The sequence below is a fragment of the Arthrobacter sp. NPDC058127 genome, from assembly GCF_042884555.1.
Classification (GTDB): domain Bacteria; phylum Actinomycetota; class Actinomycetes; order Actinomycetales; family Micrococcaceae; genus Arthrobacter.
Map to the genome: position 1 here is coordinate 117,753 of NZ_JBHVTT010000012.1, position 24,259 is coordinate 142,011.

The window sequence follows — 24,259 nt, forward strand, 5'->3', positions numbered from 1 at the left end:
TGATCAAAACGTAGCTCGCTCACTGCGCGCCTCCCACGGTTGCGACGGGCGTAGCTTCCGTGCGCGGTGCGGCGGTGCTGAGTTCCGGCAGTGTCACGCGAGTATCGCCTCCTACGGGGTTCCAGCAGGCGACCCGGTGCTTGTCTCTGTGGGTCTCCAGCTCGGGGTCGGACTCGCGACACTGTGCCGTGGCCAGCGGGCAACGAGCCGCGAAGGCGCATCCGAGCGGTACCTCGCCGGGTGCCGGCGGGCGGCCGGGAATCACACCGAGGGGCTGTTCGCGGTCGGTGTCGAGATCGGGCACGACCTCAAGCAAGGCGCGGGTATAGGGATGGCGTGCGCCCGTGTAGAGTTCCGCCGTCGGAAGATCTTCGACGACGCGGCCGGCGTACATGACAAGCACGCGTTCGCAGCTTTGCGAGACGACTGCGATGTCGTGGCTGATCAGCAGGATCGCCGCGTTCGTGTCGGTGCGCACCCGTTCGAGGAGCCGAAGAACCTGGCGCTGCACCGTGACATCCAGGGCGGTGGTCGGTTCGTCGGCGATGATCAGTTTGGGGCTGTTCATGAGGCCCATCGCGATCATCGCGCGCTGTCGCATCCCGCCGGAGAATTCGTGAGGGTACTGTTCGGCGCGCCGGGTGGCCGCGGGCACGCGCACCGCCTGAAGCTGCTTGACGGCGCGTTTCATGGCGTCCTTCTTGCTCATGCCCTGGTGTTCCTGTGCGGCTTCGGCGAGTTGGCTGCCGATGCGCCGGGTGGGATTGAACGAGGTCATTGGATCCTGAAACACCATTGCGAGTGATGTGCCGAGCAGCCCACGAATGGTCTTCTCCGGCGCGGTGAGCATCTGGATGCCATTGAACTCGAGTCGATCGGCGTCCACGACACCCGGCGGTTCGATGAGCCGTGAGGCGGCCAGCGCGGTCAGGCTCTTGCCCGAGCCGGATTCGCCGACCACCCCCAGCGCCTCACCCTCCCTGACCTCGAAGCTCACCCCGCGAACGGGGTGCACCAGACCGTTGGGGGTTGGGTACGAGACGCGAAGGTTCTCGATGCTGAGAATCGTGCCGACGGAAACGTTAGGAAAGGCGGGAGCCGTACGAGTTGCGGGCTGTGGCAGCGGCGGGAGCGTCCAACGACCGGGGGCCACGCGGCCGCCGGCAACGGATGCGGCGGTCTCTCCGAGCAGGTTGAACGCGAGGCCGGCAACGACGACGGCGACGGCCGGGCCGAAGGCTGCGGCGGGGTTGATGTAGATGCGGTTGAGTCCCTCGCTGAGCAGCTTTCCCCAGTCGTAGGCGGGAACCTGTACGCCGATGCCGAGAAAAGACAGGCCGGCGAAGGCCAGTAGCGCGCCGCCGGCTGCAACGGTCGCGTTGACGATGAGAGGCTCGGCAATGTTTGGCAGTACGTGCCGGATGAGCACGCGCAGCCGCGAGACCCCGGCGGCGCGCGCGGCAGAGATGAAGTCACGGCCCGCGATCGCGGCAGACATAGTCTGAGTGAGGCGGGCAAAGCTCGGGGCCATGGCCAAACCGATCGCGAACACGGCCCCGGTCGCGCCGACACCGAAGACCGCGGCCAAGAACAGCGCGAGCAGGAGGCCAGGGAACGCGACGGCAATGTTGACGATGCCGACGACGAGGCGTGCGGCCCAACGCGGGAGTACTGATGGGGCCGTACCGAGCAGGGTTCCGACAGTGACGCCGATGACGACGGCGATGACCGCGAGTGCGACCGAGAGCTGGGTAGCGATCAACACGCGGGCGAGAACGTCGCGACCCAGCGCATCCGTTCCAAGGAGGTGCTCCGCGCTTGGACCCTGCTGTGTGCCAGCGGTGTCGATGGCCTCGGCCTGTGCGCCCCAGAGCAGTGGGGCAAAGATCGCAAGCAGGGCAACGATAAGGACGAGAACCGTGGCGGTGGCACCGACCGGGCTACGGACGATGGAAAGCCATTTCAGACGAGTGGGCATCAGGACTCCCGGATTGTAGAGCGCGGGTCGAGAAGTGCAAGCACGATATCGATTACGAGGTTGACGAGAAGTACGCCGATTCCATAGATGAGCACGACGGACTGCACCACCGGGTAGTCCTTGGACAGGATGGACTGCACGATCATGGTGCCGAGGCCGGGCCAAGCGAAGATGTTCTCGACAAGTACGGTGCCCGCGACCATGCCGCTGAGGAGGAGACCGGTGAGCGTGAGCGTCGCCGTCATGGCATTGGGGAGGGCGTGGCGGATATAGATTTTGCGGGGCGCCAGGCGCTTGGCGCGGGCGGTGCGAACGAAGTCTTGGCCGAGGACGCTGAGGACCTCGACGCGGATGATGCGTGAGAAGACAGCGATTGGCCCGATGGCCAGAGCGATGACGGGTAAGACCAGCCCTAGCGGGCTGTCATTGCCCGCGATCGGGAACCACTCGAGGTTGACCGCGAAGATGTAGACGAGCCCGACGCCGAGGAGGAACTCGGGGATCGCGGCGAACACCACACAGACGATGGCGAAAGTGAGTTCGAGCCCGCGTCTGCGGCTGCCGCGGGTCGCCACGGCCATTGTGACGCCGAGCGGAAGGGCGATGAGTAGAACGAGGAGGCAGGCGAGCAGGGCGAGCTGCAGGGTGGCAGGTAACCGTGTCGCGATAACGTGGGCGACCGGCTCGTTGGTGATGGTGGAAACTCCGAGGTTGCCGGTGAAGAGCTTGGCGAAATAGTTCACGTATTGCACGATCAGTGGTTGGTCGAGACCGAGCGCGGCGCGCCGGGCCTCGACCAACTCGGCTGGTGCGTTCATGCCGAGTGCCGCACGTACGGGATCGCCGGGCACGAGGTGGATCATGAGGAAGGCCGCCGTGATCAGCACCCACAGCGAGAGGATGAATTGTCCGCCGCGTCGCACCGCGAAGGTCAGCCAGGGGCTGATTCCTGCGCGTGATGCGGCAGTCGGTGCCGCCACCGTTTCGGTCATGGTGCTGGTCATGGGGCTACCAAACTTCCCGAGTTACTTGAACAGACGAATTGACGCGGGCTCGAGGCTGTCGCTCTGGACGAACTCCGCCTTGCTGCCGAACACTGACACAACCGAGTTCGCGAACGGAATGACGTCTGCGGCGGCGATGAGTGCTGCCTCGGCGTGCGACCAGTCGTCACAGCCTTCCTTGCCCGGCTTCGTCGCGGCAGAGGTCGTGGCGGCGATGTACTCGGCGTTATCGGTGTAGCCGAAGTTTGAGCCTTTCGGCGGGGTTGAGCCGGCGAAGAACGGCACGATCTGGCTGGGCAGGCCAACGCCGACTGAGATGAGTGCAACGTCCCAGTCGCCGGTACCGAAGAGCGTCTGGCTCACGCCGTTGGCATCGACACCCTTGGGGGTCGCCTCAACGCCGAGCTCTTTCCACATCGACTGCAGCAGCTCCGCGGTCGAGCCGAAGGAGTCGGAAATATACGAGGGGTAGATGACGGTGAGTGAGAGCTTCACCCCGTTCTTCTCCCGTACGCCGTCCGATCCGGGTTTCCAGCCGGCGGAATCGAGTGCGTCGGCTGCGGCCTTCACATCGAAGGCCGGGATGTTGGCCTTCGCCACGTCGGCATGGCAAGGGTTTGGCGCCGCGTTGACGAGGCTGGTCGGCACGGTGCCCTTGCCGTTCGAGAGAACCGCGCGCAGCTTTTCGAGGTTCAGGTCCTGGGTGAGGGCAAGGCGAAGTGCCCTATCAGAAAGCAGTTTCTTTGGGTTCTTGTTGAACTGGATCTGTCCCAAGCCAACCTGAACATCATTGGAGAAGAGCTTATTGGTGCGCAGCCGATCGGAATCGGGCCCCACAACCTGTGCGGCGTTCAGTTCGCCGGAAAGCAACAGATTTGCCGCAGTGGTCTCGTTGGGCAGGACTTTGAAGATGACCGTGGCGGGGATGCCGGCCTGCTTCGGGTCCCAGTCGCCGGGGCCCCAAACGAACTCCTTGCGCCTGGTCAGTGTGTACTGCGAGTTCGGGGCGATCTTGGTCATCGTGTACATGCCGGTCGCGCCTTCACCCTTGGCGAGCGCGTCCGCGTGGGCAAGAGCCGGCCCGCACACCATGTGCACGCTGCCGACGTTTTCGAGTAGGAAGGCGTCGGGCGCGCCGCTCTTTACGCTCAGCACGCCGGTGGCGTCGTCGCCTGTCGCGACGGTGCCGGCTTGTACGTTAAGCCCGACGAGGGGTGAGCCGTTCTTCGGGTCCGCAATGAAGTTGATGTTGTCCGCGAGCATTGACGCGGTGATCGGGGTGCCGTCAGCGCAGGTGGCGTCCTTGCGGAGGGTGAAGGTGGCGTTGGTGGTGTCGGCCTTCCACTTGTTCGCGAGTCCGGAAAGGATGGTGCCGTCACTCCCTACCTCGACGAGGCGCGAGTAGAGGAAGCGGTCGATGGTGCGCGCGACATTCATCGCGGTGATCATGGGGTTGAGGTTTCCCGGGTCGGCGCCGATTGCCATGGTGAATGTGCCGTCGGTCGCAAGCTCGTTGCCGGAGTGGTTGCCGGAAGCGCCGGGCGCGGCGCAGGCCGTGAGAGCAAGTGCTGCCGCCCCAACGAGGGCGACGAGTGGGGTAATGGAACGCATGAGATGCCTCCAGCTGGTCGTGTGCGGGATGGGATGTGTGCGGGTGGAGTTACGAAGAGAGCTCCCGGAGGTGCTCAACCGCGAGGTGACCGGCCACGCCGATGGAGGCGTCGACGGCGGGCAGGCGGTCTGCCAGCGAGTCGGCTCTGGTGAAGACGGCGACCGCATACTGCCGTCCGTCCGGGTAGGTGACGACGCCCGCCTCATTGCGCACTGCGGGCACGGTTCCCGTCTTCGCGGCAATCAGTACATCACTCGGGAATCCCGATGACAGCCGGTGCGGCCAGATCTGCTGCGCCATGATGTCCCTGGCGGTCTTGCAGGCCGCTGGAGACGCTGCGGTGTCAGTCCAGATTGCATTCAGGAGTGTCGTGATGTCCCGCGGAGTCGACGCGGCAGTACGCAGCGGATCAAGGATCGAGAGGCCCCAGATCTGCTCGGCCGTCGCCGCTTCCAGCAGCTCCTCGAGGTCGCAGTCCGCCGCGCCGCCAAGGTCCTCGACGACCGAAGCGAACAAGTCTTCGCAGCAGCCGATCAGACGCGTTTGGCTGAGCCCGAGGTCGCTCACGACCTGGTCGACTGCCTCCCGACCGAGTCGGTGGTAGAGGACGTCGGTTGCGGCGTTATCGCTCATCACCATCATGTTGTGGGCGAGGTCACGCCAGCTGGCCTCGACATCGTCGGCGAATCCCGCGGTCCCGACTCCGCCGGTGCGGTAGCGCGCAGTGACAGTTGTCCGCCCGCTTGGATCCAGCCGGCCGGCATCGACCGCGCGGACAAAGGCGACCAGGACGAAGATCTTGAACACGGATGCGAGAATGACGCGCTCGTCGGAGCGGACGGAGACCTCGTGGTCGCAAGCCGCTCCGATTTCGCGGGCGTGCAGAAAGCCGGTGGCTCCAACCCGCGTGAAGACATCCGAGATGGCGGCGGTCATGCCGACACCCGGCGGTCGGCGCGACCGGTGTGCAGGTACAGCGCGTTGCCGTTGCCGTCGTCGCCAACGAAGGCGTGCGGTGTGTGTAATCCGTTACGGGCTTTGCGTGCGATCAGGGTGTCGCCCTTCCAAGGCACCAGCTCGACCGGGGGCCGCTCCAGGGCAAGCTCGGCGAAGATTCCCTTCATCTTCTGTTCGATCCAGATCCGCCCCTCTGTGTCCTGGGTGACGTGGGAGTCCGCGACCTGTGAGCTGTAGGTGCCGACGTAGCGCGAGGCATCGATGGCGTGGACGTCGTTCGCGGGGGTGGGAAGCTCCGGCACGACAATGCCAGTGAGACGGTTGATGACCGGGGAGATGAGCTCCTTGTAAAGGCCAAGAACGTCGCCGCCGTTTGTCAGCACCGCAATCGCGGCCTTCTGCCCGGGGATCACGCGGAGGAAAGCGCTCTGGCCGATTGTTCCTCCGTCGTGGCCGATGACGGGACCGCCCTCCCAATTGAAGAGCTCCCAGCCAAGACCCCAGCTGTCGCCCATGAGACCGAGCTCCGGAAGCTTGACCTGCTGCTCCTGCATTGCTGCAACGCTTTCGGCGCTCAGGATCCGTTTGCCATCCGGGCCAACTCCGCCGTCGATGTGCATCTTTGCGAAGGCGATGAGGTTGCTCGCGCTCATAGCGAAAACGGATCCGGCCGGAGCGTTCGAACGCACGAGTGACCAGACCTGTGCCGGCTCCGGGGCGGCGCCCTCGGTCGGGCTGATGTGACCAAGCGCGGCACGGAACATGATTGCCTCGCCTGCCCCCGTGGCCGCGTGCTTGAGCTGCAGCGGGTCGATGAGGTGTTCGCGCAGGCAAGCCTCATAGTGCTTACCACGAACAACCTCGACGATGCGGCCGAGAACCGAGAAGGCTGCGTTGTTGTAGGAGAACATTTCGCCGGGTTCGAAGAGCTGTGGCACGTCGGCGAGGATCGGCATGAACTTCTCGACGGCGTCTTCGCCCTCGGTCGTGGCGGTGAAGATGTCGCCCTCAAAACCGGAGAGGTGGCTTAGGAGCTGACGAACGGTGATCTTCGCCGCGGCGGCCTCGTCGGCGATGACGAAGTCCTTGACGTAGCGGCGGACAGGTGCGTCGAGGTCGACGAGTCCCTCGTCGACAAGCTGCATGACAAGCGAGGTGGTCCAGACCTTGGTGATGGAACCGATCTGGAAGACCGAGTCGGTGGTGGCCTCTACGCCGCTCGCTTTGTTCAAGATGCCTGCCGCGGTCCGGACCACGTCGCCATCACTGAGAATCGCCACGGATGCGGCGGGCACTTGGTATTTGGCGATGAGGTCGGGCAGCTTTTCCTCGACCCAAGCACCGATCTGTGACAGTGATTCCACCATGAAAGTTCCTCCTCGTTGAGAATGCGAATTCGCTGAGCCTATTCGCTGCCGCCGCACTAAAAACTGGTAGCAAACGACGAGACTTGTGTGCAGCTTGGTTCGATCGCACAAAGTGGCCTGCTCGCCGCAAGATGCGTCGGGTCGCGTGCATCCCGAGCAAAGTAGGTTCCGGTCATCGGGGGTCTCCCTTGAGTGCGCGGCCGGGGAACGCGTCCGTCAGCATGAGGCCGCCCCGCACGACGGCTGTACCGCCGACGAAGAGATGGCGCACACCGACGGAGGGACGGGTGGAATCGAAGTAACTTGCGGTGTCGGAGAAGCGCTCCGGCTCGATCACGACGATGTCGGCGTCCGCACCGATACCAATGTGGCCCTTGGCCCGTGCGCCGGACGCTGCATCATCGAGAACGCGCGCCGGCAAGTAGGAACAGCGCCGGAATGCCTCCAGCCAGCTCCAGGCGCCGGTCTCACGCACCATCATGCGAATCGACCGGGCAAACGTTCCTGCCGTGCGGGGGTGGGTGGCGCCCCCGGCCGGTAGCGGCCACTGGAGTGATTCGCGAACTTCGCGGGCCCACGTGACGGGCATGGCATCGCTCGCGACGATGGCATCGGGAAAGGCGAGGGCGCTCTGAAGGAGGGCCCGGTCGCTCGGATCCTCTTCGTCGAGGAACGCGACTACGCACGCGGCGGCCGGGTCGGTGCGGCGAATCTCTCTCAGGCGCGCGGCATCCGCGACCCGTTCACCGGTGGTGACGATCGTGATGTCGCTCGGCTTGATGCCCCAGGCGCCGAGGCGCTGCGGATCGAGGAAGAATGCGCCGATCGCGGTGCTGCCCGCACCGTAGGGGTAGGTCTCCACGGTGACGCGGTTTCCCTCGGCCTGAGAGCGTTCGAGCATGCCGAGCACACGGTCAATGTGGCGGCGGGAGGTGCTGTTGACGTGACAGTGGTGCATGGCCGCGCCGGTTTCGGCGGCGGCAATCATGATCTCCGCAGAGCCGTCGATCGGTGTCGTCGGGTCCGCCTCGATCAATTCACGCACATGGGTGAATGTGGGAGCCTTCGCTGCGGCGGCGAGACGGGCGACCGCAAGGAACTCCGCCGGATCGGTGCGCGGCGCATAGCCGAGCAGGATGCCGATTCCGAGAGCGCCGTCTGCGATCTCTGTCTCGAGCTGCGCGAGCCAGGTGCTCAACTCACGCGGGGTCGAACTGCGCTGCCACTCTGGTTTGGCGAGTAAGCCGAGGGCGTTGTGCACATCGGCGACCGGTGCCTCGCCTAGATGAGCAAAGGCGCGCGCCTGCGCCCAGGAGGCCGAAAAGCCGTAGTTGAGGGGGCGGCCCTCGCGCGCGGCATTGGCCATCGCCGCAGCGACCGGGGCCAGCCCAGCTTCGAGGTCAAGTGCCGTCGTGACTCCGTCCATCGCCTGCAGGCGCTGCCCGGCGACGGAATGAACATGGCTGTGGAGGTCGACGAAGCCCGGACCGACAATGCATCCGCTGACGTCGATGACCGTGGCCCTTTCGGTCTCGGCGCGGGACAGCTGGGCCCCTGCCGCGGCTATGCGGCCGTCCTCGATGAGGAGATCGCTGATGTTGTCGTGTCCGGTGCCGGGGTCGATGACCCGGCCGCCCTTTAGAAGTGTGCGCATTGAGCCAGCTTGGCAGGTTTCGGATGCATGCCAATTGGTCATTCTGACGATCGGCACCCGGTGACATCGTCGGGTTGAACCACAACGAGCGCCGTCGTTCGCTTAGCTCCAGGCGCCCCGTTCCCTGACCCGGGACCATGCCGCAGGCGCCAGAACCACCGCGACGCCGACGGCGGCCCCGATCACCGTCTCGACGATGCGGTCCCGCAGCAAGAGCCCGGGCGGGACGTTGGCAACCAGCAGAGTGGAAATGAGCGCGAGCGGGGTGACGAATATCTGTGCCACGAGATATTGGCGCGCAATGAAGAGCTCAGCCCCGAACTGGCATACGGCAATCACCAACACCATCTGCCATGGCGCCGGGCCGAGCCAGAGGATTCCGGCCAACACCAGCAACCCCAGCAGGGTCCCCACGATCCTCTGGATTCCCCGTTGCACCCGATGCCTTGTACTGCGCCCCACCAAGGGAACCACTGCCGCCACCATGGCCCAATAGCCGTGTCCGAACCCGAGCCACTGCCCGGCCAAGGTAGCAAGCGTTCCAGCCAGCCCGGCAGCCACGAAGTAGCCCAAGCCTTCCAGCCAGGCCGCCCGGACTTCCTGAGGCAACAAGCGTTGCGCCGGCGGTCGCTTCCAGGGCGTCCGGTGGCTCGGGACCACCCGTGCCGACATTCCGATCAGCAACGCCAACACCGCAGTCAAGACGGCGGCCAGCATCCCTTCCCAAAGCGGCGGCTGCTGGGGAACGGAGGCGATCGCGGCGAAAGCAAAAATATGGAAGAGGGAACCTGCCGGGCGAAGCCTCCACAGCGCAGTCACCACGGAGCAAAGAGCAGCAACCAACGTGGTGCCGAGCGTAAGGATCCACACGTACGCGTCCAAGCCCTGCGCGGCCCTGGCCGTCAGGGTGGCGAGCAGGATGATGCCCAGCAGCAGCGAACCGGCCCTGAGTTGGCTTCGAAAACGGTGGCTGTGGGGCTCGTTACGGCCATAGATATTCGTGAACGCCGCAAAGCTGGCGAAGACCACAAGGTCCAGTCGTCCGAACAACACGAGGGTGATCAATGGCAGGAAGACGCCCACGGCGCAGCGCACAGCCGGGTGATGGTCCTTGTTGCCGGGACCGATCCTGAACATCTCTGCCAGGGCGTTCAATGGATTGCCTGCCTCTTTGCTTCTCTTGAGCGCCGTACTGCTCAACTAATACTGCCCGACGGCGGCACTGGCATCCGCTACGAGCCTACGCCGGGAGGCTCCAGGCAGCCCGATCGCCTTCCGTTGAATGGTAGACCTTGGGCGTGAGCATTCGACGACGTTGACGGCGAGGCCGCCCATGGCGGTTTCCTTAGTTAGTTGTGGTTGGGGATGGGTGGCGGGTGACCGCATTCCTCCGCGTGCTGCTCCTTCGTCGCTTTGACGCACGCTTCCGGAACCCACTCACCCGCCATGTAGCCGTCACCAGAGCGAACTGTCAATCGTGTTGCGTTCCGTGGAGAAGGTGAGGGACACGGCCCCTTCGGGCCCGGTATCCGGAAGCGTGCGTCCCCGCCGTCCCCCTAACCTCGCAAGCTCGGTCAGGGAACCCGGACGGCGTGGGCCCATTCGGTCGCGAAAACGTCCGCTCAGCGGGCGTCTACGCGACCGAGCATGCCGAGGAGGTCGGACCCGACGGGCGTTGCCGATCCGATCCCGGACTACGCGAGGTTCGCGACGCCCGGGTAGAGCGGGTGCGCGGCGGCCAGGGCGTCGACGCGGTGCCGCAGGCCGGAGAGGTCGGCGTCGGCGTCGGCGATCAGTGCCTCGGCGATGATGTCCGCAACTTCACGGAACGCCGCTTCACCGAAACCGCGCGTGGCCAGTGCCGGGGTGCCGATCCGCAGACCGGAGGTCACCATCGGCGGGCGCGGGTCGAACGGGACCGCGTTGCGGTTGACGGTGATCTCGATCGCAGCGAGGCGGTCCTCGGCTTCCTGGCCGTTGAGTTCGCAGTTGCGCAGGTCCACGAGCACCAGGTGCACGTCGGTGCCGCCGGAGATCACGTTGATGCCCTTGGCGGTGACGTCGGGCTGGACGAGGCGCTCGGCGAGGATCCGGGCACCGGCCAGCACGCGCTCCTGGCGTTCCTTGAACTCTTCCGAACCGGCGATCTTGAACGCCACGGCCTTGCCGGCGATCACGTGCTCCAACGGTCCACCCTGCTGGCCCGGGAAGACCGCGGAGTTGATCTTCTTGGCGATGTCAGCGTCGTTGGAGAGGATGATGCCGCCGCGCGGACCGGCGAGGGTCTTGTGCGTCGTGGACGTCGTGACGTGCGCGTGCGGGACCGGGGACGGGTGCAGGCCGGCGGCCACGAGGCCGGCGAAGTGCGCCATGTCCACCATGAGGTACGCGCCCACAAGGTCGGCGATGCGGCGGAACCCGGCGAAGTCCAGCTGCCGCGCATAGGCGGACCAGCCGGCCACGATCAGCGCCGGCTTGTGCTCCAGGGCCAGGCGCTCCACCTCGGCCATGTCGATCCGGTGGTCCTCTTCGCGGACCTGGTACGGGATGACGTTGTACAGGCGGCCGGAGAAGTTGATCCGCATGCCGTGGGTCAGGTGCCCGCCGTGGGCCAGGTTCAGGCCCATGATCGTGTCGCCCGGCTTGATGAGGGCGTGCATCACCGAAGCGTTCGCCTGGGCACCGGAGTGCGGCTGCACGTTCGCGTACCCGGCACCGAACAGGGCCTTCACGCGGTCGATCGCGAGCTGCTCGATGACGTCCACATGCTCGCAGCCGCCGTAGTAGCGCTTGCCCGGGTAGCCCTCGGCATACTTGTTGGTCAGCACCGAGCCCTGGGCCTGCATCACGGCCACGGCAGTGTGGTTCTCGGACGCGATCATTTCCAGGCCCGAACGCTGACGGTTCAGCTCGTCGTCGATCTTCGCCGCGATCTCCGGATCCAGCTCGGACAACACCGCGTCCAGGGACGGCGAAACGACCTGCTCGAACACAGCCGTTCCGTTCGCGGCGCTCACAGCTCGCCACCGTTCTTGGAAGCGTATTCCTCCGCGGAAAGCAGCGGGCCATGTTCGATCACGGCCACTTTGAAGAGCCAGCCCGCACCGTACGGATCGTTGTTGATCAGCGCAGGATCGTCGACGACGGCGGAGTTTACTTCCGTGACCTCGCCCGTCACCGGGGAGTACAGGTCCGAGACGGACTTGGTGGACTCGACCTCGCCGCAGGTCTCCCCCGCAGTCAGAGCGGAACCGACCTCCGGCAGATCAACATACACGATGTCGCCGAGGGCATCCGCAGCAACCGCTGAAATTCCAATCCCCTCAGGCCCAGCCCCATCCGAGGCAACCCACTCGTGTTCAGCCGAATACTTCAACTCGGCAGCTACTTTGCTCATCTCATTTCCTTCTCTCTTCTAGTTCACAAAACTTGGTGTTCGGTTGGGGATTTCCGGGTGGACTACTTGGCGCGGTTGTAGAAAGGCAGTGCAACGACTTCAAAGGTTTCCGGCTTCCCTCGCAGGTCGATGTCGACGATTGTGCCTGGTTCGGCGTGTTCGACGTCCACATACGCCAGGGCGATCGGGTAGCCGAGCGTGGGGCTTGGCTGGCCTGAGGTGACTTCGCCGATCAGCGTCCCGTTCTTGAGCACCGAATAGTGGGCGCGGGCGGCGCGGCGGCCAAGTCCTTTGAGTCCCACGAGTTTTTGGCCGAGTGTCGTTCCGACGCCGGCCGCCTTGATCACCGTCAGCGCCTCCTTGCCTACGAAGTCGCTTTCCTTGGCGAGCGACACAACGGGGCCCAGCCCTGCCGAGAAGGGGTTGCCTTCGCGGGAGAGCTCGTTGCCGTAGAGCGGCATCCCGGCTTCGAGGCGCAGGGAGTCACGCGAGGCCAGGCCGGCGGGGATCAGCTCGCCGTCCTCGGCGACTTCAGCGATTGCCTGCCACAGGGCGGCAGCGGCGTCGTTGTCCACGAAGATTTCGAAGCCGTCCTCGCCCGTGTAACCGGTGCGGGCGAGCAGCAGATCGGTCGTGTTCCCGGCAAAGGTGAAGGGCACCTCGACCGCGGCGTAGTACTTGAGCCCGGTGACCAGCGCGTGCTGTCCGGCCGGAACCAAACGCAGGAGGATGTCTTCCGCTTTGGGGCCCTGGACGGCGATCAGCGAGGTTGCCGCGGAGGCGTCCTCGACGACGACATCGAAGTTGGCTGCACGCTGCGCCAGCGCCTCGGCAACGACCTTGGCGTTGCCGGCGTTCGGGACCACGAGGAACCTGTCGCTGCCGTCTTCGGAAGACGGGCGGCGGTAGGTGATGAGGTCATCGATGATGCCGCCGTCTTCCTGGCAGATCAGCGAGTACTTGGCCTTGCCCACAGACATGGCGGAGATCTTGCCCACCAGCGCGTAGTCCAGGAAGGCCGCGGCTTCCGGGCCGGTGACCCAGACTTCGCCCATGTGGGAAAGGTCGAACAGGCCGGCGGCGTTGCGGACGGCGTGGTGTTCGGCGAGTTCCGAGTCGTATTTCAGGGGCATCTGCCAGCCACCGAAGTCAGTGAAGGACGCCCCGGCGATTTTGTGCTGCTCGTAAAGAGCTGTGTAGTTCTCAGTCATTGCGTCAGTCCTTAGATTTCGAACGTTTCGGTGGTTTCCTCGAACTCTTCGAGGGGAGGGCAGGAGCAGATCAGGTTCCGGTCGCCTGCGGCGCCGTCGATGCGGCCGACGGGCGGGAAGTACTTGTCCTGCTTGAGGTGGTGGACCGGGAAGACGGCCTGCTCGCGGGAGTACTCACGGTCCCAATCGGAGCTCACGACGGCGGCCGCGGTGTGCGGTGCGTGGCGCAGCGGGCTGTTCTCCACCGTGAAGTCGCCGTGCGCGACCTGGTCGATTTCCTTGCGGATGGTGATCATGGCTTCGATGAAGCGATCGATCTCCCCGAGGTCCTCGGACTCCGTGGGCTCCACCATCAGGGTGCCCGCGACCGGGAACGCCAGGGTGGGAGCGTGGAAGCCGTAGTCGATGAGGCGCTTGGCCACATCCTCCGCGGTGACGCCGGTCCGGGCGGTCAGTTCGCGCAGGTCCAGGATGCACTCGTGGGCCACGAGTCCGCCCTCACCCGTGTAAAGGACCGGGAAGTACTCGTTCAGGCGCGAGGCGATGTAGTTCGCGGCAAGCAGCGCGGACTTGGTGGCCTCGGTCAGGCCTTCGCCGCCCATGAGCTTCACATAGGCCCAGGAAATCGGCAACACACCGGCCGAACCGTACCGCGAAGCTGAAATCGCAACGCCAGTCCCTGGCAAAGAAGCGCCGTCTTCATGGGCCGCCTTGTTGGCGTCGCCCGGCATGAAGGGTGCCAGGTGTGCCTTGGCCGCGACCGGGCCGACACCGGGTCCGCCGCCGCCGTGCGGGATGCAGAAGGTCTTGTGCAGGTTCAGGTGCGACACGTCGCCTCCGAACTTGCCCGGCTGGGCCAGGCCCACGAGCGCGTTGAGGTTCGCGCCGTCAACGTACACCTGGCCTCCGGCCGCGTGCACCGAGTCGCAGATCTCGCGCACGTCGGCGTCGTACACGCCGTGCGTGGACGGGTAGGTGATCATGATCGCCGAAAGGACATCCTTGTTGGCGTCGATCTTGGCCTGCAGGTCCGCGTGGTCGATCGTGCCGTCCGCCGCGGTGGCCACCACGACCACCTTCATGCCGGCCAGCACCGCCGAGGCCGCGTTGGTGCCGTGGGCGGACGCCGGGATGAGGCAGACGTTGCGCTGGGCCTCGCCGCGGGAGTGGTGGTAGCCGCGGATGGCCAGCAGGCCCGCGAGCTCGCCCTGGGAACCGGCGTTGGGCTGGATGGAGACCTGGTCGTAACCGGTGATCTCCGTCAGGTCGGCTTCCAGATCTTCGATCAGTTCGCGCCAGCCCTCGGTCTGGGAATCCGGGGCGAAGGGGTGGATCGAGGCGAATTCCGGCCAGGAGATGGCCTCCATCTCGGCGGTCGCGTTCAGCTTCATGGTGCACGAACCCAGCGGGATCATGGTGCGGTCCAGAGCCAGGTCACGGTCCGAAAGCCTGCGGATGTAGCGCAGCAGCTGGGTTTCGGAACGGTGCGTGTTGAACACCGGGTGCTGCAGGTAGTCCGAAGAACGCCCGACGGCGGCCTCCAGCGCGAAACCCTCAGTCGTGCCGGCTATTTCCGCGCCATAAGCGGCCACTATCGAAAAGCAGTACATGACATCAGCGATAGTCCGGTCAGTAGTCGTTTCATCGACTGACACACCGACCAAATCGCGGTCGATAGCACGCAGATTTATCCCTTTGGCCGCGGCGGCGGCAAGGACCTGTTTAGCTTGCCCGGGAACTCGCACGGTGACGGTGTCGAAGAAGCTGCCGTGCAGGACCTCAAGGCCCGCGGCCTTGAGGGACGCTGCCAGGGTGCGGGCGTGGTGGTGGGCGGTCTCGGCAATCGCCTTCAGGCCGTCGGGGCCGTGGTAGACGGCGTACATCGAGGACACGATGGCCAACAGTGCCTGCGCGGTGCAGATGTTGGACGTCGCCTTCTCGCGGCGGATGTGCTGCTCGCGGGTCTGGAGGGCGAGGCGGTAGGCGGGAGTGCCGGCGTCGTCCTTGGAAACGCCCACCAAGCGGCCCGGCATGGAACGCTCGAGGCCCTTCTGGACCGCCATGTACGCGGCGTGCGGGCCGCCGAAGAACAACGGAACACCGAAACGCTGGGTGGAACCGACAGCGATGTCGGCACCCTGCTCCCCCGGAGGCGTGATCAGCGTCAGGGCCAGGAGGTCGGCTGCGACGGTGACGAGCGCGCCGCGTTCCTTGGCGGCGGCGATCACGGCGGAGTGGTCGAACACCCGGCCGGAAACGCCCGGCTGCTGCAGCACGATGCCGTTGATCTCGCCCTCGGGCAGGCCGGCGGACAGGTCCGCTATCTCCACCTCGAAGCCCAGCGCCTCGGCGCGGCCCTTCACGATCGCGATGGTCTGCGGCAGGCAATCGGCGTCGAGGACGGTCTTGCCGTCATGGGCCGTCTTGTTCTTGTTCGCGCGGCGCATCATCAGGACCGCTTCGGCGACGGCGGTCGCTTCGTCCAGCAGGGAGGCGTTGGCGATGGGCAGGCCCACGAGGTCCTGGACCATGGTCTGGAAGTTCAGCAGCGCCTCGAGGCGGCCCTGGGAAATTTCCGGCTGGTACGGGGTGTAGGCCGTGTACCAGGCCGGGGATTCGAGGATGTTGCGGCGGATCACCGGCGGAGTGACGGTGTCGTAGTAGCCCTGCCCGATCATCTGCACGGCCGTTTTGTTCTTGGCCGCCAGCTTGCGCAGCTCGGCCAGGACCTCCACCTCGCTCAGGGCGTTGGCCAAGGTGAGGGGCTTGTCCTGGCGGATGTCATTGGGAACCGCGGTGTCTACCAGGCCATCAACGGAGTCGTAGCCGACGGCCTTGAGCATGATGTCAACATCGGTTTGCCGTCGTGAGCCGATATGCCGGTCTGCAAAAGCGGTGGGGGTTGAATGAATAGTCAAAGGGAACTCCAAGGTAGGGCCGGCCACAATGGCACGGCTTCGATTTGGGTTCCTCCCCGCTCTGTATCGGACCTGAGAGATTCCGCAGAACGCATTGTCACGTTGTGTTCCGCTTGCACCGTCGGTGAGCCGGACCGAAGCCAGGCTGCTTTCCAGAGTTGCCTCGCCGCGGCGGTACGGGGGCCTGAGAGATTCCTGGGGAGGATTTGCTCCTACGGCGCCTGCCCGGTTGATGACTGGGAGGACTCTCCCGCCACGGTTCGAAAGGCATATTCAGATTTGGGTGATTCGGCTCACACCATACACACAACGCCAGCGCCGGGGCAACATCGCATCCGGTATCGGAAATAGTGATCGACAAACGGCATCAAGCGGGGACAAACGAAGCAAAGCCGGAGTTGACATTCCTTAGTGAGCTATCCCACACTGGGTCGGGTGGCCGCCCTGAAGGAGCCGGCCACGGACGGTACAAGCCGGCCCCAAGACCGCGATTCACCCAAACTGAATACGCTGATGATCTGCGGCGGGAGAGTCCTGCCAGTACATTCTGCAGTCGCCGTAGGAGCAAATCCTCCCCAGGAAACTCTCAGGCCCATGTACCGCCGCGGCAAGGCAACTCTGGAAAGCAGTCCGGGAACCCGGGCTCACCGACGGTGCAAAGCGGAACCATGCGAAAGCACGAGGCCGCGGAATCTCTCAGGTCCCATACAGAGCGGGGAGGAACCCCGAATCATCGTGGCACCGTGATGCCACTTGAACGATGGAGTTCCTCATGACGATTCATCAACCGCCCGCCATAGCTAGTGAAACACCGCATCTTGATCGGCAGCTCAGCAACCGGCACATCCAGCTGATTGCAATCGGCGGGGCCATCGGCACAGGCCTGTTCATGGGCTCCGGAAAGACCATCTCCGCAGCCGGGCCGTCCGTGATCTTCGTGTACATGATCATCGGCTTCATGCTGTTCTTCGTCATGCGCGCCATGGGCGAACTGCTGCTGTCCAACTTGCACTACAAATCCTTCAGCGACTTTGCCGCTGACCTCCTCGGTCCGTGGGCAGGTTTCTTCACGGGTTGGACATACTGGTTCTGCTGGGTAATCACCGGTATCGCGGACGTCATTGCGATCGCGGGCTACTCAAAGGAACTCTGGCCGAGCCTCCCGCTGTGGATTCCGGGCCTGGCCACCATCGCGATCCTGCTGCTGTTGAACCTGACCACGGTGAAGGCCTTCGGCGAGACAGAATTCTGGTTCGCTCTCATCAAAATCATCGCGATTGCGGCACTGATCGTTGTGGGACTGTTCATGATTTTCAGCGGGTTCCAGTCCGAGGCCGGACCAGCAAGCCTCACCAACCTCTGGAGCCACGGCGGCTTCTTCCCACACGAATTCATGGGCTTCGTGGCCGGCTTCCAGATCGCGGTCTTCGCGTTCGTGGGCATTGAGCTTGTCGGCACCACTGCGGCAGAAGCCAAAGACCCGGAGAAGAACCTGCCCAGGGCGATCAACTCTATCCCGGTGCGCGTGCTCCTCTTCTACGTGGGCGCCCTCATCATCCTGATGTCCGTCACTCCTTGGACCCAGTTCGCCGCCGGCCACAGCCCATTCATCGCCATGTTCTCCTTGGCCGGCCTCGGCGCAGCCGCCACCGTGGTCAACTTGGTGGTGCTGAGCTCGGCCATGTCCTCGGCCAACTCCGGTATCTATTCCACCTCGCGCATGGTGTACGGCCTGGCCCAGGAGGGCGACGCCCCGGCCCTGTTCAGCGGCCTGTCCCGACGGAAGGTTCCCCGCAACGCCCTGTTCCTCTCCTGCGTGCTGCTGCTCTCCGGCGTCGTCCTGATGTACGCGGGACAGGACGTCGGCAAGGCCTTCGACATGGTCACCACCGTGTCCGCCGTCTGCTTCGTCTTCGTCTGGTCCATCATCCTTGCCAGCTACATCGCATTCCGTCGTCGTCGCCCGCAGCTGCACGTCGCGTCCACGTTCAAGATGCCCGGCGGACTGCCCATGGTGTGGGTGGTCTTCGCGTTCTTCGCCTTTGTGCTCTGGACGCTGACCACCCAGCCGGACACGCTGACGGCATTGCTCTTCACGCCGGCCTGGTTCATCATGCTCGGCGTCGCGTGGTTCTTCCTGCGCCGCCGTCCAGCCCACCTGGCCCGTTACGCGAGGTTCCAGGACGAGCTCCAGTCGGACCAGTATGCCGCAGACGTGTCCATCCGCGCGGGTGCCCGGAGCGGACAATAACAGCCACCTCGCAAATCAACAGCAAGGCACCCTGGCCGTGCCCGATGGACTAAAGGAGAAGGCCGCCGTCGCTCGCTTCACCCAGCGAGCGAGGGCGTCGTCCTCTCCGGGGCGGGGCTTACTTGTGCATGGCCTCATGAATCTGGAGCGCAAACCAAAGCTGGGCCAGCGTGGACGTTTCGGTCATGTCGAGCCCCGTCAACTCGCTGATTTTCCGGATGCGGTAAATGATGGTTTGGCGATGGGCGAAAAGCGCAGCGGCAGTCTTTTGCCACGACCTCTGGGTGTCCAGGTAGGTCTTCAAAGTCACGATGAGATCGCCTTCCTGGCTCTGTTCATACGTGAAGATCGGGCCGAGCAGCTGCTGAACCAACGCCGTCCCCTCCTCGAAACTGGTAAGCCCCAGCCACGAGGGCCCCTCGGCGTAACGGGACAGGTTTACGGCATTGCCTTTCGCTGAACCGAGCGCCCACAACGATTCCTGGAGCGCACGTTGGACGCCCCCGGCAGACGTAGGCGAGCTGACACCAATCCGAACCCCGGGCCCCGCGCAGTGGATCAAAACGTCATCGGCCACCGCTGCTGATATCGCCACATGAAGTGTATTGAAACGCCTCAGGCAAGCGGCTTGAAGTCCGTGGCGCCACAGTTCGACGTGAATATCCGCCAGCCGCCCGCCGTCGTCGGCCCCCATCGAAACCACCACAAAACTCTGCGCCGAAATATCAAAAGCAGTGAGCCTGATCTCCAGTTCCGCGATCCCGAGACGTCCATCGAACGCCTGCAGGAGGAATTCGCCCGCCAGGCGATGCCGGCTTTCCAGGGACAGGGCCGACCGTGAGAGTTCCAACCCCAGCACCGTCGCCGCATGCAGAAGCACGACGGCGTCAGGGTGCGGATCGCTTTTCGGCAGCACCACTAGCACCGCATTGGAGTGAGTGGGGATGTCCATCATCAACACATGCCGGTCCCGCAGCCGATGCCATTGGAACTTCTTCCCGGTCATGGGTATATGCCCTGTCAAGGGCGCCAGTTCCGCCTTCAGGAAGTCCGGCAGCGGCTCAGCATCCGGATGCCAGGGATGAAGGCAGCGCCGGTCCACGACGAACAGATCCGCATCGAGCTCGGCCTCAAGGCCTTGGATAAGGCCCTGCCAATGGTCCTCGGATGTTCCCGCCGTACGGAGCAGGTCATAAACCCGGGCCGTCTGCCGCAGGCGCCGCGATTCCTCCAGCAAGGAAGCCTCAGCTACCGTTCGCGCGATGGCGATGAAGGGCAACGGATACGGAATGCTAATCAGCGGCAGCGGCAGCAGTTCGCATGCCGCCAGAAACTCGGGCAACAAATCCGGGGCATGCATCTTTTCCCCGATGGCCAGGGCGCTGGCACCTGCATCGACGAGCGCCTCGGCGAGCGCAACCTGGCCTTGGGCGTCGGCCGGGATGGACAGGCCGTTGGTCATCATCAGTTCGCCGCCGGTGACCCATTCCCACAGCCTCGGCAGGTCAGAAGTGTGTGCCCAGGTGATTCGGTTGTCCCTGCCTGTATATCCGGCCAAAAGTGTGAGCCCGAGCTGGGGTTCCGCCACGAGCTCAGCCACAGTGATCGCCATGAAATATGCTCCCAGCGCCTTGGTTTCCGGCCAACTCAGAGGCCCTTAGACAAACGTATAAGGGCCTCGGCCATTTGTAGTCAATCTACCGCTATACGCCGTGATACACGTCACTAAGAATTGGATTACCTACTTCCCGCTCAAAGGCGAGCACCCCTCCCAACACCGAAACGCTGCGGGCATCGCAGCTCGGCAGCACTGCACAAAGGATCCCGGAATGACAACGCACAAGCCCATCGGTCCCGTCGACGCAACAAAAGTCCCCCGGTATGCAGGCCTCGGCACCTTCGCCAGGCTCCCCCAAATCGACCGCGTTCCGGACTACGACATTGCGATTGTCGGCGTGCCGTTCGACGGCGGAACGTCCTACCGGCCAGGCGCCCGGTTCGGTCCTGCCGCAGTCCGCGAAGCCTCCCGGCTGCTGCGCCCCGGCTACCACCCCGAACTGGACGTCGAGCCTGTATACGAAGTCCAGGTTGTCGACGCTGGCGACATCGCCTGCACGCCTTACGACATCACCCGGGCCGTCCGCGAAATCGAAGAGCAGGCACTCCCCCTGATCGGCGAGGACAAGAAGCTCATCTCGATCGGTGGCGACCACACTATCGCCCTCCCGATGCTCAGGGCCTTGAACAAGGTCCACGGGCCGGTCGCGTTGCTGCACTTCGACGCCCATCTGGACACCTGGGACACTTACTTCGACCAGCCGGTCACCCACGGAACCATCTTCCGGCGGGCTTTTGAAGAAGGCCTCCTTGTGGAAGATAGGTCCATGCACGTCGGCATCCGCGGGCCGGTCTACGATCGCAACGATTTCCTCCGCGACCACGAATTCGGATTCCAAATCATCCGCTGCTCGGATCTGGATGTCATCGGTGTTCCAGCAGCCATCCAACGGGTCAAGGAGCGACTCGGCGACACCCCGGTCTACGTCTCCATCGACATCGACGTCCTGGACCCGTCCTACGCGCCGGGCACCGGCACTCCCGAGATGGGCGGGCTCCACTCGCGCGAACTTCTGGCACTGCTCCGCGGCCTGAACGGCATCAACATCGTCGGAGCAGACGTCGTCGAGGTCGCTCCGGCCTACGACCACGCAGACATCACCACGGTAGCCGCGGCGACCCTCGTCTTCGACCTTCTCGCGCTGATGGTGAATCGCGGCAAGGCCGAGACGAACGCCGTCCGCGAATTGCAAGCAGCCTCCTGGACCGCATCATGAGCACCCGAAGCAATCCCGCCGCGGCCACCGAAGTGCCCCGGCTCGAAGACAAGACCATTCAGCCCATCCCGTTGAATGAACGCCACGGGAAAGCCCGGGACCTCTTCACTATCTGGTTCGGTTCCAACATCATGATCATGACTATCGTCACCGGCGGACTCGCAACAACGGTGTTCGGGCTCAGCTTTGTGCCCGCCATCGTGGGAATCATCCTTGGAAACGTCATCGGTGGCATCTTCATGGCGCTCCACTCCGCCCAGGGACCGCAATTGGGCGTGGCGCAGATGATCCAGACCCGCGGCCAATTCGGCTCCTTCGGGGCGCTGCTGATCGTGGTCATCGTGGTGATCATGTACGTCGGATTCTTCGCCGCGAACCTTGTCTTTGGCGGCGAAGCAATGGCCGCGGTCAGCCCGGACATCAGTGTTGACGCAGGAATCATCATCATCGGCGTCGTGAGCGTTGTTGCCACGATTTTCGGCTACCGGCTCATCCACGCCTACGCACGCTTCCTAAGCATCGTGGCTGGTTTGGCGCTGCTGCTCGCCTTCGTCTGGATCATGTTCGTCCACGGGCTGCCCGCCACCTTCCTGTACCAGGGAAACTTCAACTGGGTTGGCTTCATGGCCACCGTCTCCGTATCCGCCTTGTGGCAACTCGCCTACGCTCCCTACGTCTCGGACTACTCCCGCTACATGCCTCAAGGCACCGGATCGGCCCCGGCGTTTTGGGCCTCCTACTCAGGCTGCGTCCTAGGCACGCTCTTCCCGATGCTCCTGGGTGCCTTGGTGGGAACCCTCGCGGTCACGATGGGCGCAGACGCTGGCAACGTCGAAATCGTCGGCAGCATGGGAGCGTTGCTCCAGCCATGGACACTGGCAGTCGTGGGAATCTTCTGCCTCGGCGTTGCAGCGTCGAACGCCATGAATCTCTACTGCGGCGTCCTGTGCAGCCTCACTATTGGGCAGACGTTCAAGCCGAACTGGTTGCCTCGCGCCAAGACCCGAAGCGTTGCGGCAATCATCCTCTTTACACTCGCACTCCTGATCTCGCTGTTCGCACGCGACAATTTCATCCTCTTTTACACCAACTTCCTCTCCTTCCTGATGTACGTGCTGGTTCCCTGGACGGCCATCAACCTGGTGGACTACTACCTCCTCCGGCACGGCGATTACAGGGTTGAGGACTTCTTCAAGCGCGACGGCGGAGTGTACGGCCGCTTCAACTGGGTAGCGATCGGTTCCTACGTGGCAGGTGCCCTGGTCCAGCTCCCATTCTCGGCAACAGCGATCTACACCGGGCCCGTCGCGGCGACCATGGGCGGCGTGGACCTCTCCTGGATTATCGGCCTCGTCGTGGTTGCTCCGCTCTACTATGTCGCGGCACGCACCTTCCGGAAGAAGGCCGCGGCCGCACCCCTTCAGGCCCGCGCACTCGCAAGCGATTTGGTCTGACACACCGCGGGCCCAGGCCCGCACTCCCCATACCGACGCCGCGACCGGCGCCAGAAAACAAAGGCAAAAATCATGACACTCATTGACACCGAACAGTTCACCGTCCGCCGCGTCAGCGAAGACAACAACTCCCCTGCGGCCCACAACGTCCCAGGCATCTTGCCACTGCCTCTGCCTCCCGGCGGGCACTTCATTGGCGGATCGTTTGTTCCGGGCTCTTCCACCCACTTCATCGATGTCGTTGACCCCACCACTGAACAGGTCATCGCCTCCGTAAAGGCCGGCACAGCCGCCGACGTCGACGTTGCTGTTGAAGCAGCCGTGGCGGCGCAGAAATCCTGGGGCGCCACCACACCGAAGGAGCGGTCCGAGGTCCTGAACCTGATCGCCAACATCATTGACGCCAATCGTGAAGCCTTCGAAATCATCGAGTCCGCCAACACCGGCAAGCCGCGAACCGTTGCGGAGGACGATGTCTCCAGCACCATTGACACTTTCCGTTTCATGGCCGGAGCGTCCCGCACGCTGACGTCCATGGCTGGCGGCGACTATGCAACCGGGCACACCTCGGTGATCCTCAGGGAGCCCGTGGGCGTGGTCGGCGTCATCACCCCGTGGAACTACCCGCTCCTGATGGCTGCCTGGAAGATCGCGCCCATCCTGGCCGCCGGAAACAGCATCGTCCTCAAGCCGTCCGAGCAGACGCCGCTCTCGACCCTCAAGCTTGCAGAGCTTCTGGCCGGACGCATTCCGGACGGAATCCTCAATGTCGTGACGGGACAGGGCCGGACCGTCGGACAGCGGATTTCCGAACACCCTGACGTTGCCCTCGTCGCCTTGACGGGGAGCGTTGTCAGCGGACAGGCCGTCGCTGAAACCGCGGCCAAGTCGGTCAAACGCGTCCATCTGGAACTCGGCGGCAAGGCTCCGGTTGTTGTCTTTCCTGACGCCGACCTCCGCGCGGCCGCCGCTGGGGTGCGCAATGCCGGCTACTGGAATGCCGGCCAGGACTGTGGCGCCGCATGCCGCGTACTTGTGCACGAGTCGGTGGCTGCCGAGTTCACGGAACACCTGGTGCGCGAAGTCAGCACCCTGGTGGTCGGGGCTCCAGGGGCAGGGGACGACGTGGAAATCGGACCCATGATTTCCCGCCCACACTTCGAACGCGTCAAGGAATCGCTGGTCGAGGCAAAAGCTGCTGGCCTGCACATGGCCGTCGGCGGTTCTGCGTTGGAAGGCCCGGGTTACTTCATCGAACCCACGGTCATCAGCAACGTCCCGGCCGGGGCGCATGTTGCCACCCACGAGATCTTTGGGCCAGTGGTCACGGTCGAGACTTTCAGTTCCACCGAAGAGGCCATCACACGGGCGAATGAGAGCCCTTATGGACTATCTGCCTCGGTGTGGACACGGGATTCAAGCCTCTCGTTGAGCGTCCCAAAGCAACTCGACTTCGGCACCGTCTGGGTCAATTCGCACTTGGTGTTGGCTTGCGAGGTACCGTGGGGCGGATTCAAGGGATCCGGCTACGGCAGGGACCTCTCGCTTTACGCCCTGGACGATTACTCCCGCACCAAGCACGTCATGATCAACCACGGCGCATGAGCGTTCAAACAAGCAAC

Annotated in this window: 16 protein-coding genes and 2 riboswitches; of the genes, 4 read left to right on the forward strand and 12 right to left on the reverse strand. The window is 64.2% G+C overall.

Features of this window, described 5'->3' with window-relative positions:
• Positions 1 to 19: 19 nt before the first annotated feature.
• The 11 genes from ACFVTG_RS16260 to gcvP all read right to left on the reverse strand — a co-directional run bounded on the left by ACFVTG_RS16260 (position 20) and on the right by gcvP (position 16,023).
• A complete protein-coding gene (locus tag ACFVTG_RS16260) occupies positions 20 to 1,978 on the reverse strand; it encodes a dipeptide/oligopeptide/nickel ABC transporter permease/ATP-binding protein (protein ID WP_390281945.1) in 1,959 nt (652 codons plus the stop codon).
• Positions 1,978 to 2,982, reverse strand: a complete 1,005-nt coding sequence (locus ACFVTG_RS16265) for an ABC transporter permease (protein ID WP_284751563.1) — start codon at positions 2,980 to 2,982, stop codon at positions 1,978 to 1,980. Before ACFVTG_RS16265 ends, ACFVTG_RS16260 begins: the two co-directional genes overlap by 1 nt.
• Before the next feature lie 21 nt (positions 2,983 to 3,003).
• The gene (locus ACFVTG_RS16270) at positions 3,004 to 4,593 is read right to left on the reverse strand and encodes an ABC transporter substrate-binding protein (protein ID WP_390281946.1); all 1,590 of its coding nucleotides are present in this window, start codon (positions 4,591 to 4,593) and stop codon (positions 3,004 to 3,006) included.
• Positions 4,594 to 4,642: 49 nt separating this feature from the next.
• Positions 4,643 to 5,530, reverse strand: a complete 888-nt coding sequence (locus ACFVTG_RS16275; RefSeq protein ID WP_390281947.1) for a serine hydrolase — start codon at positions 5,528 to 5,530, stop codon at positions 4,643 to 4,645.
• Positions 5,527 to 6,918 (reverse strand): serine hydrolase domain-containing protein, encoded by a 1,392-nt coding sequence (locus tag ACFVTG_RS16280; protein WP_390281948.1) that lies wholly within the window; start codon positions 6,916 to 6,918, stop codon positions 5,527 to 5,529. Before ACFVTG_RS16280 ends, ACFVTG_RS16275 begins: the two co-directional genes overlap by 4 nt.
• Before the next feature lie 172 nt (positions 6,919 to 7,090).
• Positions 7,091 to 8,614: an amidohydrolase family protein gene (locus tag ACFVTG_RS16285; protein WP_390281950.1), complete on the reverse strand. Its 1,524-nt coding sequence runs from the start codon at positions 8,612 to 8,614 to the stop codon at positions 7,091 to 7,093.
• A 60-nt stretch (positions 8,615 to 8,674) separates the two neighbouring features.
• A complete protein-coding gene (locus tag ACFVTG_RS16290) occupies positions 8,675 to 9,727 on the reverse strand; it encodes an FUSC family protein (protein WP_390281951.1) in 1,053 nt (350 codons plus the stop codon).
• Positions 9,728 to 10,266: 539 nt separating this feature from the next.
• Complete coding sequence (gene glyA, locus ACFVTG_RS16295; RefSeq protein ID WP_390281952.1) at positions 10,267 to 11,589, reverse strand: serine hydroxymethyltransferase; 1,323 nt, start codon at positions 11,587 to 11,589, stop codon at positions 10,267 to 10,269.
• Positions 11,586 to 11,969, reverse strand: coding sequence for a glycine cleavage system protein GcvH (gene gcvH / locus ACFVTG_RS16300; RefSeq protein ID WP_390281953.1), 384 nt, complete (start codon positions 11,967 to 11,969; stop codon positions 11,586 to 11,588). The genes glyA and gcvH overlap by 4 nt, the downstream gene beginning before the upstream one ends.
• A gap of 62 nt (positions 11,970 to 12,031) precedes the next feature.
• Positions 12,032 to 13,180 (reverse strand): glycine cleavage system aminomethyltransferase GcvT, encoded by a 1,149-nt coding sequence (gene gcvT, locus ACFVTG_RS16305; RefSeq protein ID WP_390281955.1) that lies wholly within the window; start codon positions 13,178 to 13,180, stop codon positions 12,032 to 12,034.
• An 11-nt stretch (positions 13,181 to 13,191) separates the two neighbouring features.
• Entirely contained in the window at positions 13,192 to 16,023 is a 2,832-nt protein-coding gene (gcvP, locus tag ACFVTG_RS16310) for an aminomethyl-transferring glycine dehydrogenase (protein WP_390281982.1), read from the reverse strand.
• A gap of 237 nt (positions 16,024 to 16,260) precedes the next feature.
• Positions 16,261 to 16,361, reverse strand: a riboswitch (glycine riboswitch).
• A gap of 251 nt (positions 16,362 to 16,612) precedes the next feature.
• Positions 16,613 to 16,710: riboswitch (glycine riboswitch) on the forward strand.
• Positions 16,711 to 16,870: 160 nt separating this feature from the next.
• On the opposite strand from gcvP, the gene ACFVTG_RS16315 reads away from it, so the two are divergent.
• Entirely contained in the window at positions 16,871 to 18,349 is a 1,479-nt protein-coding gene (locus ACFVTG_RS16315) for an amino acid permease (RefSeq protein ID WP_390281957.1), read from the forward strand.
• A gap of 118 nt (positions 18,350 to 18,467) precedes the next feature.
• Here the strand turns inward: ACFVTG_RS16315 and ACFVTG_RS16320 are convergent, their stop codons facing one another.
• Positions 18,468 to 19,961 (reverse strand): PucR family transcriptional regulator, encoded by a 1,494-nt coding sequence (locus ACFVTG_RS16320; protein WP_390281958.1) that lies wholly within the window; start codon positions 19,959 to 19,961, stop codon positions 18,468 to 18,470.
• Positions 19,962 to 20,178: 217 nt separating this feature from the next.
• Here ACFVTG_RS16320 and speB point away from each other — a divergent pair, with 217 nt between their 5' ends.
• The 3 genes from speB (at position 20,179) to ACFVTG_RS16335 (ending at position 24,242) form a co-directional block, all read left to right on the forward strand.
• Positions 20,179 to 21,183, forward strand: coding sequence for an agmatinase (gene speB, locus ACFVTG_RS16325; RefSeq protein ID WP_284756123.1), 1,005 nt, complete (start codon positions 20,179 to 20,181; stop codon positions 21,181 to 21,183).
• Positions 21,180 to 22,637 (forward strand): purine-cytosine permease family protein, encoded by a 1,458-nt coding sequence (locus ACFVTG_RS16330; RefSeq protein ID WP_390281959.1) that lies wholly within the window; start codon positions 21,180 to 21,182, stop codon positions 22,635 to 22,637. The genes speB and ACFVTG_RS16330 overlap by 4 nt, the downstream gene beginning before the upstream one ends.
• Before the next feature lie 72 nt (positions 22,638 to 22,709).
• Positions 22,710 to 24,242 carry an aldehyde dehydrogenase family protein gene (locus tag ACFVTG_RS16335; RefSeq protein ID WP_390281960.1) on the forward strand — a complete coding sequence of 511 codons (1,533 nt, stop codon included), beginning with the start codon at positions 22,710 to 22,712 and terminating at the stop codon, positions 24,240 to 24,242.
• The last annotated feature ends 17 nt before the right edge of the window (positions 24,243 to 24,259 follow it).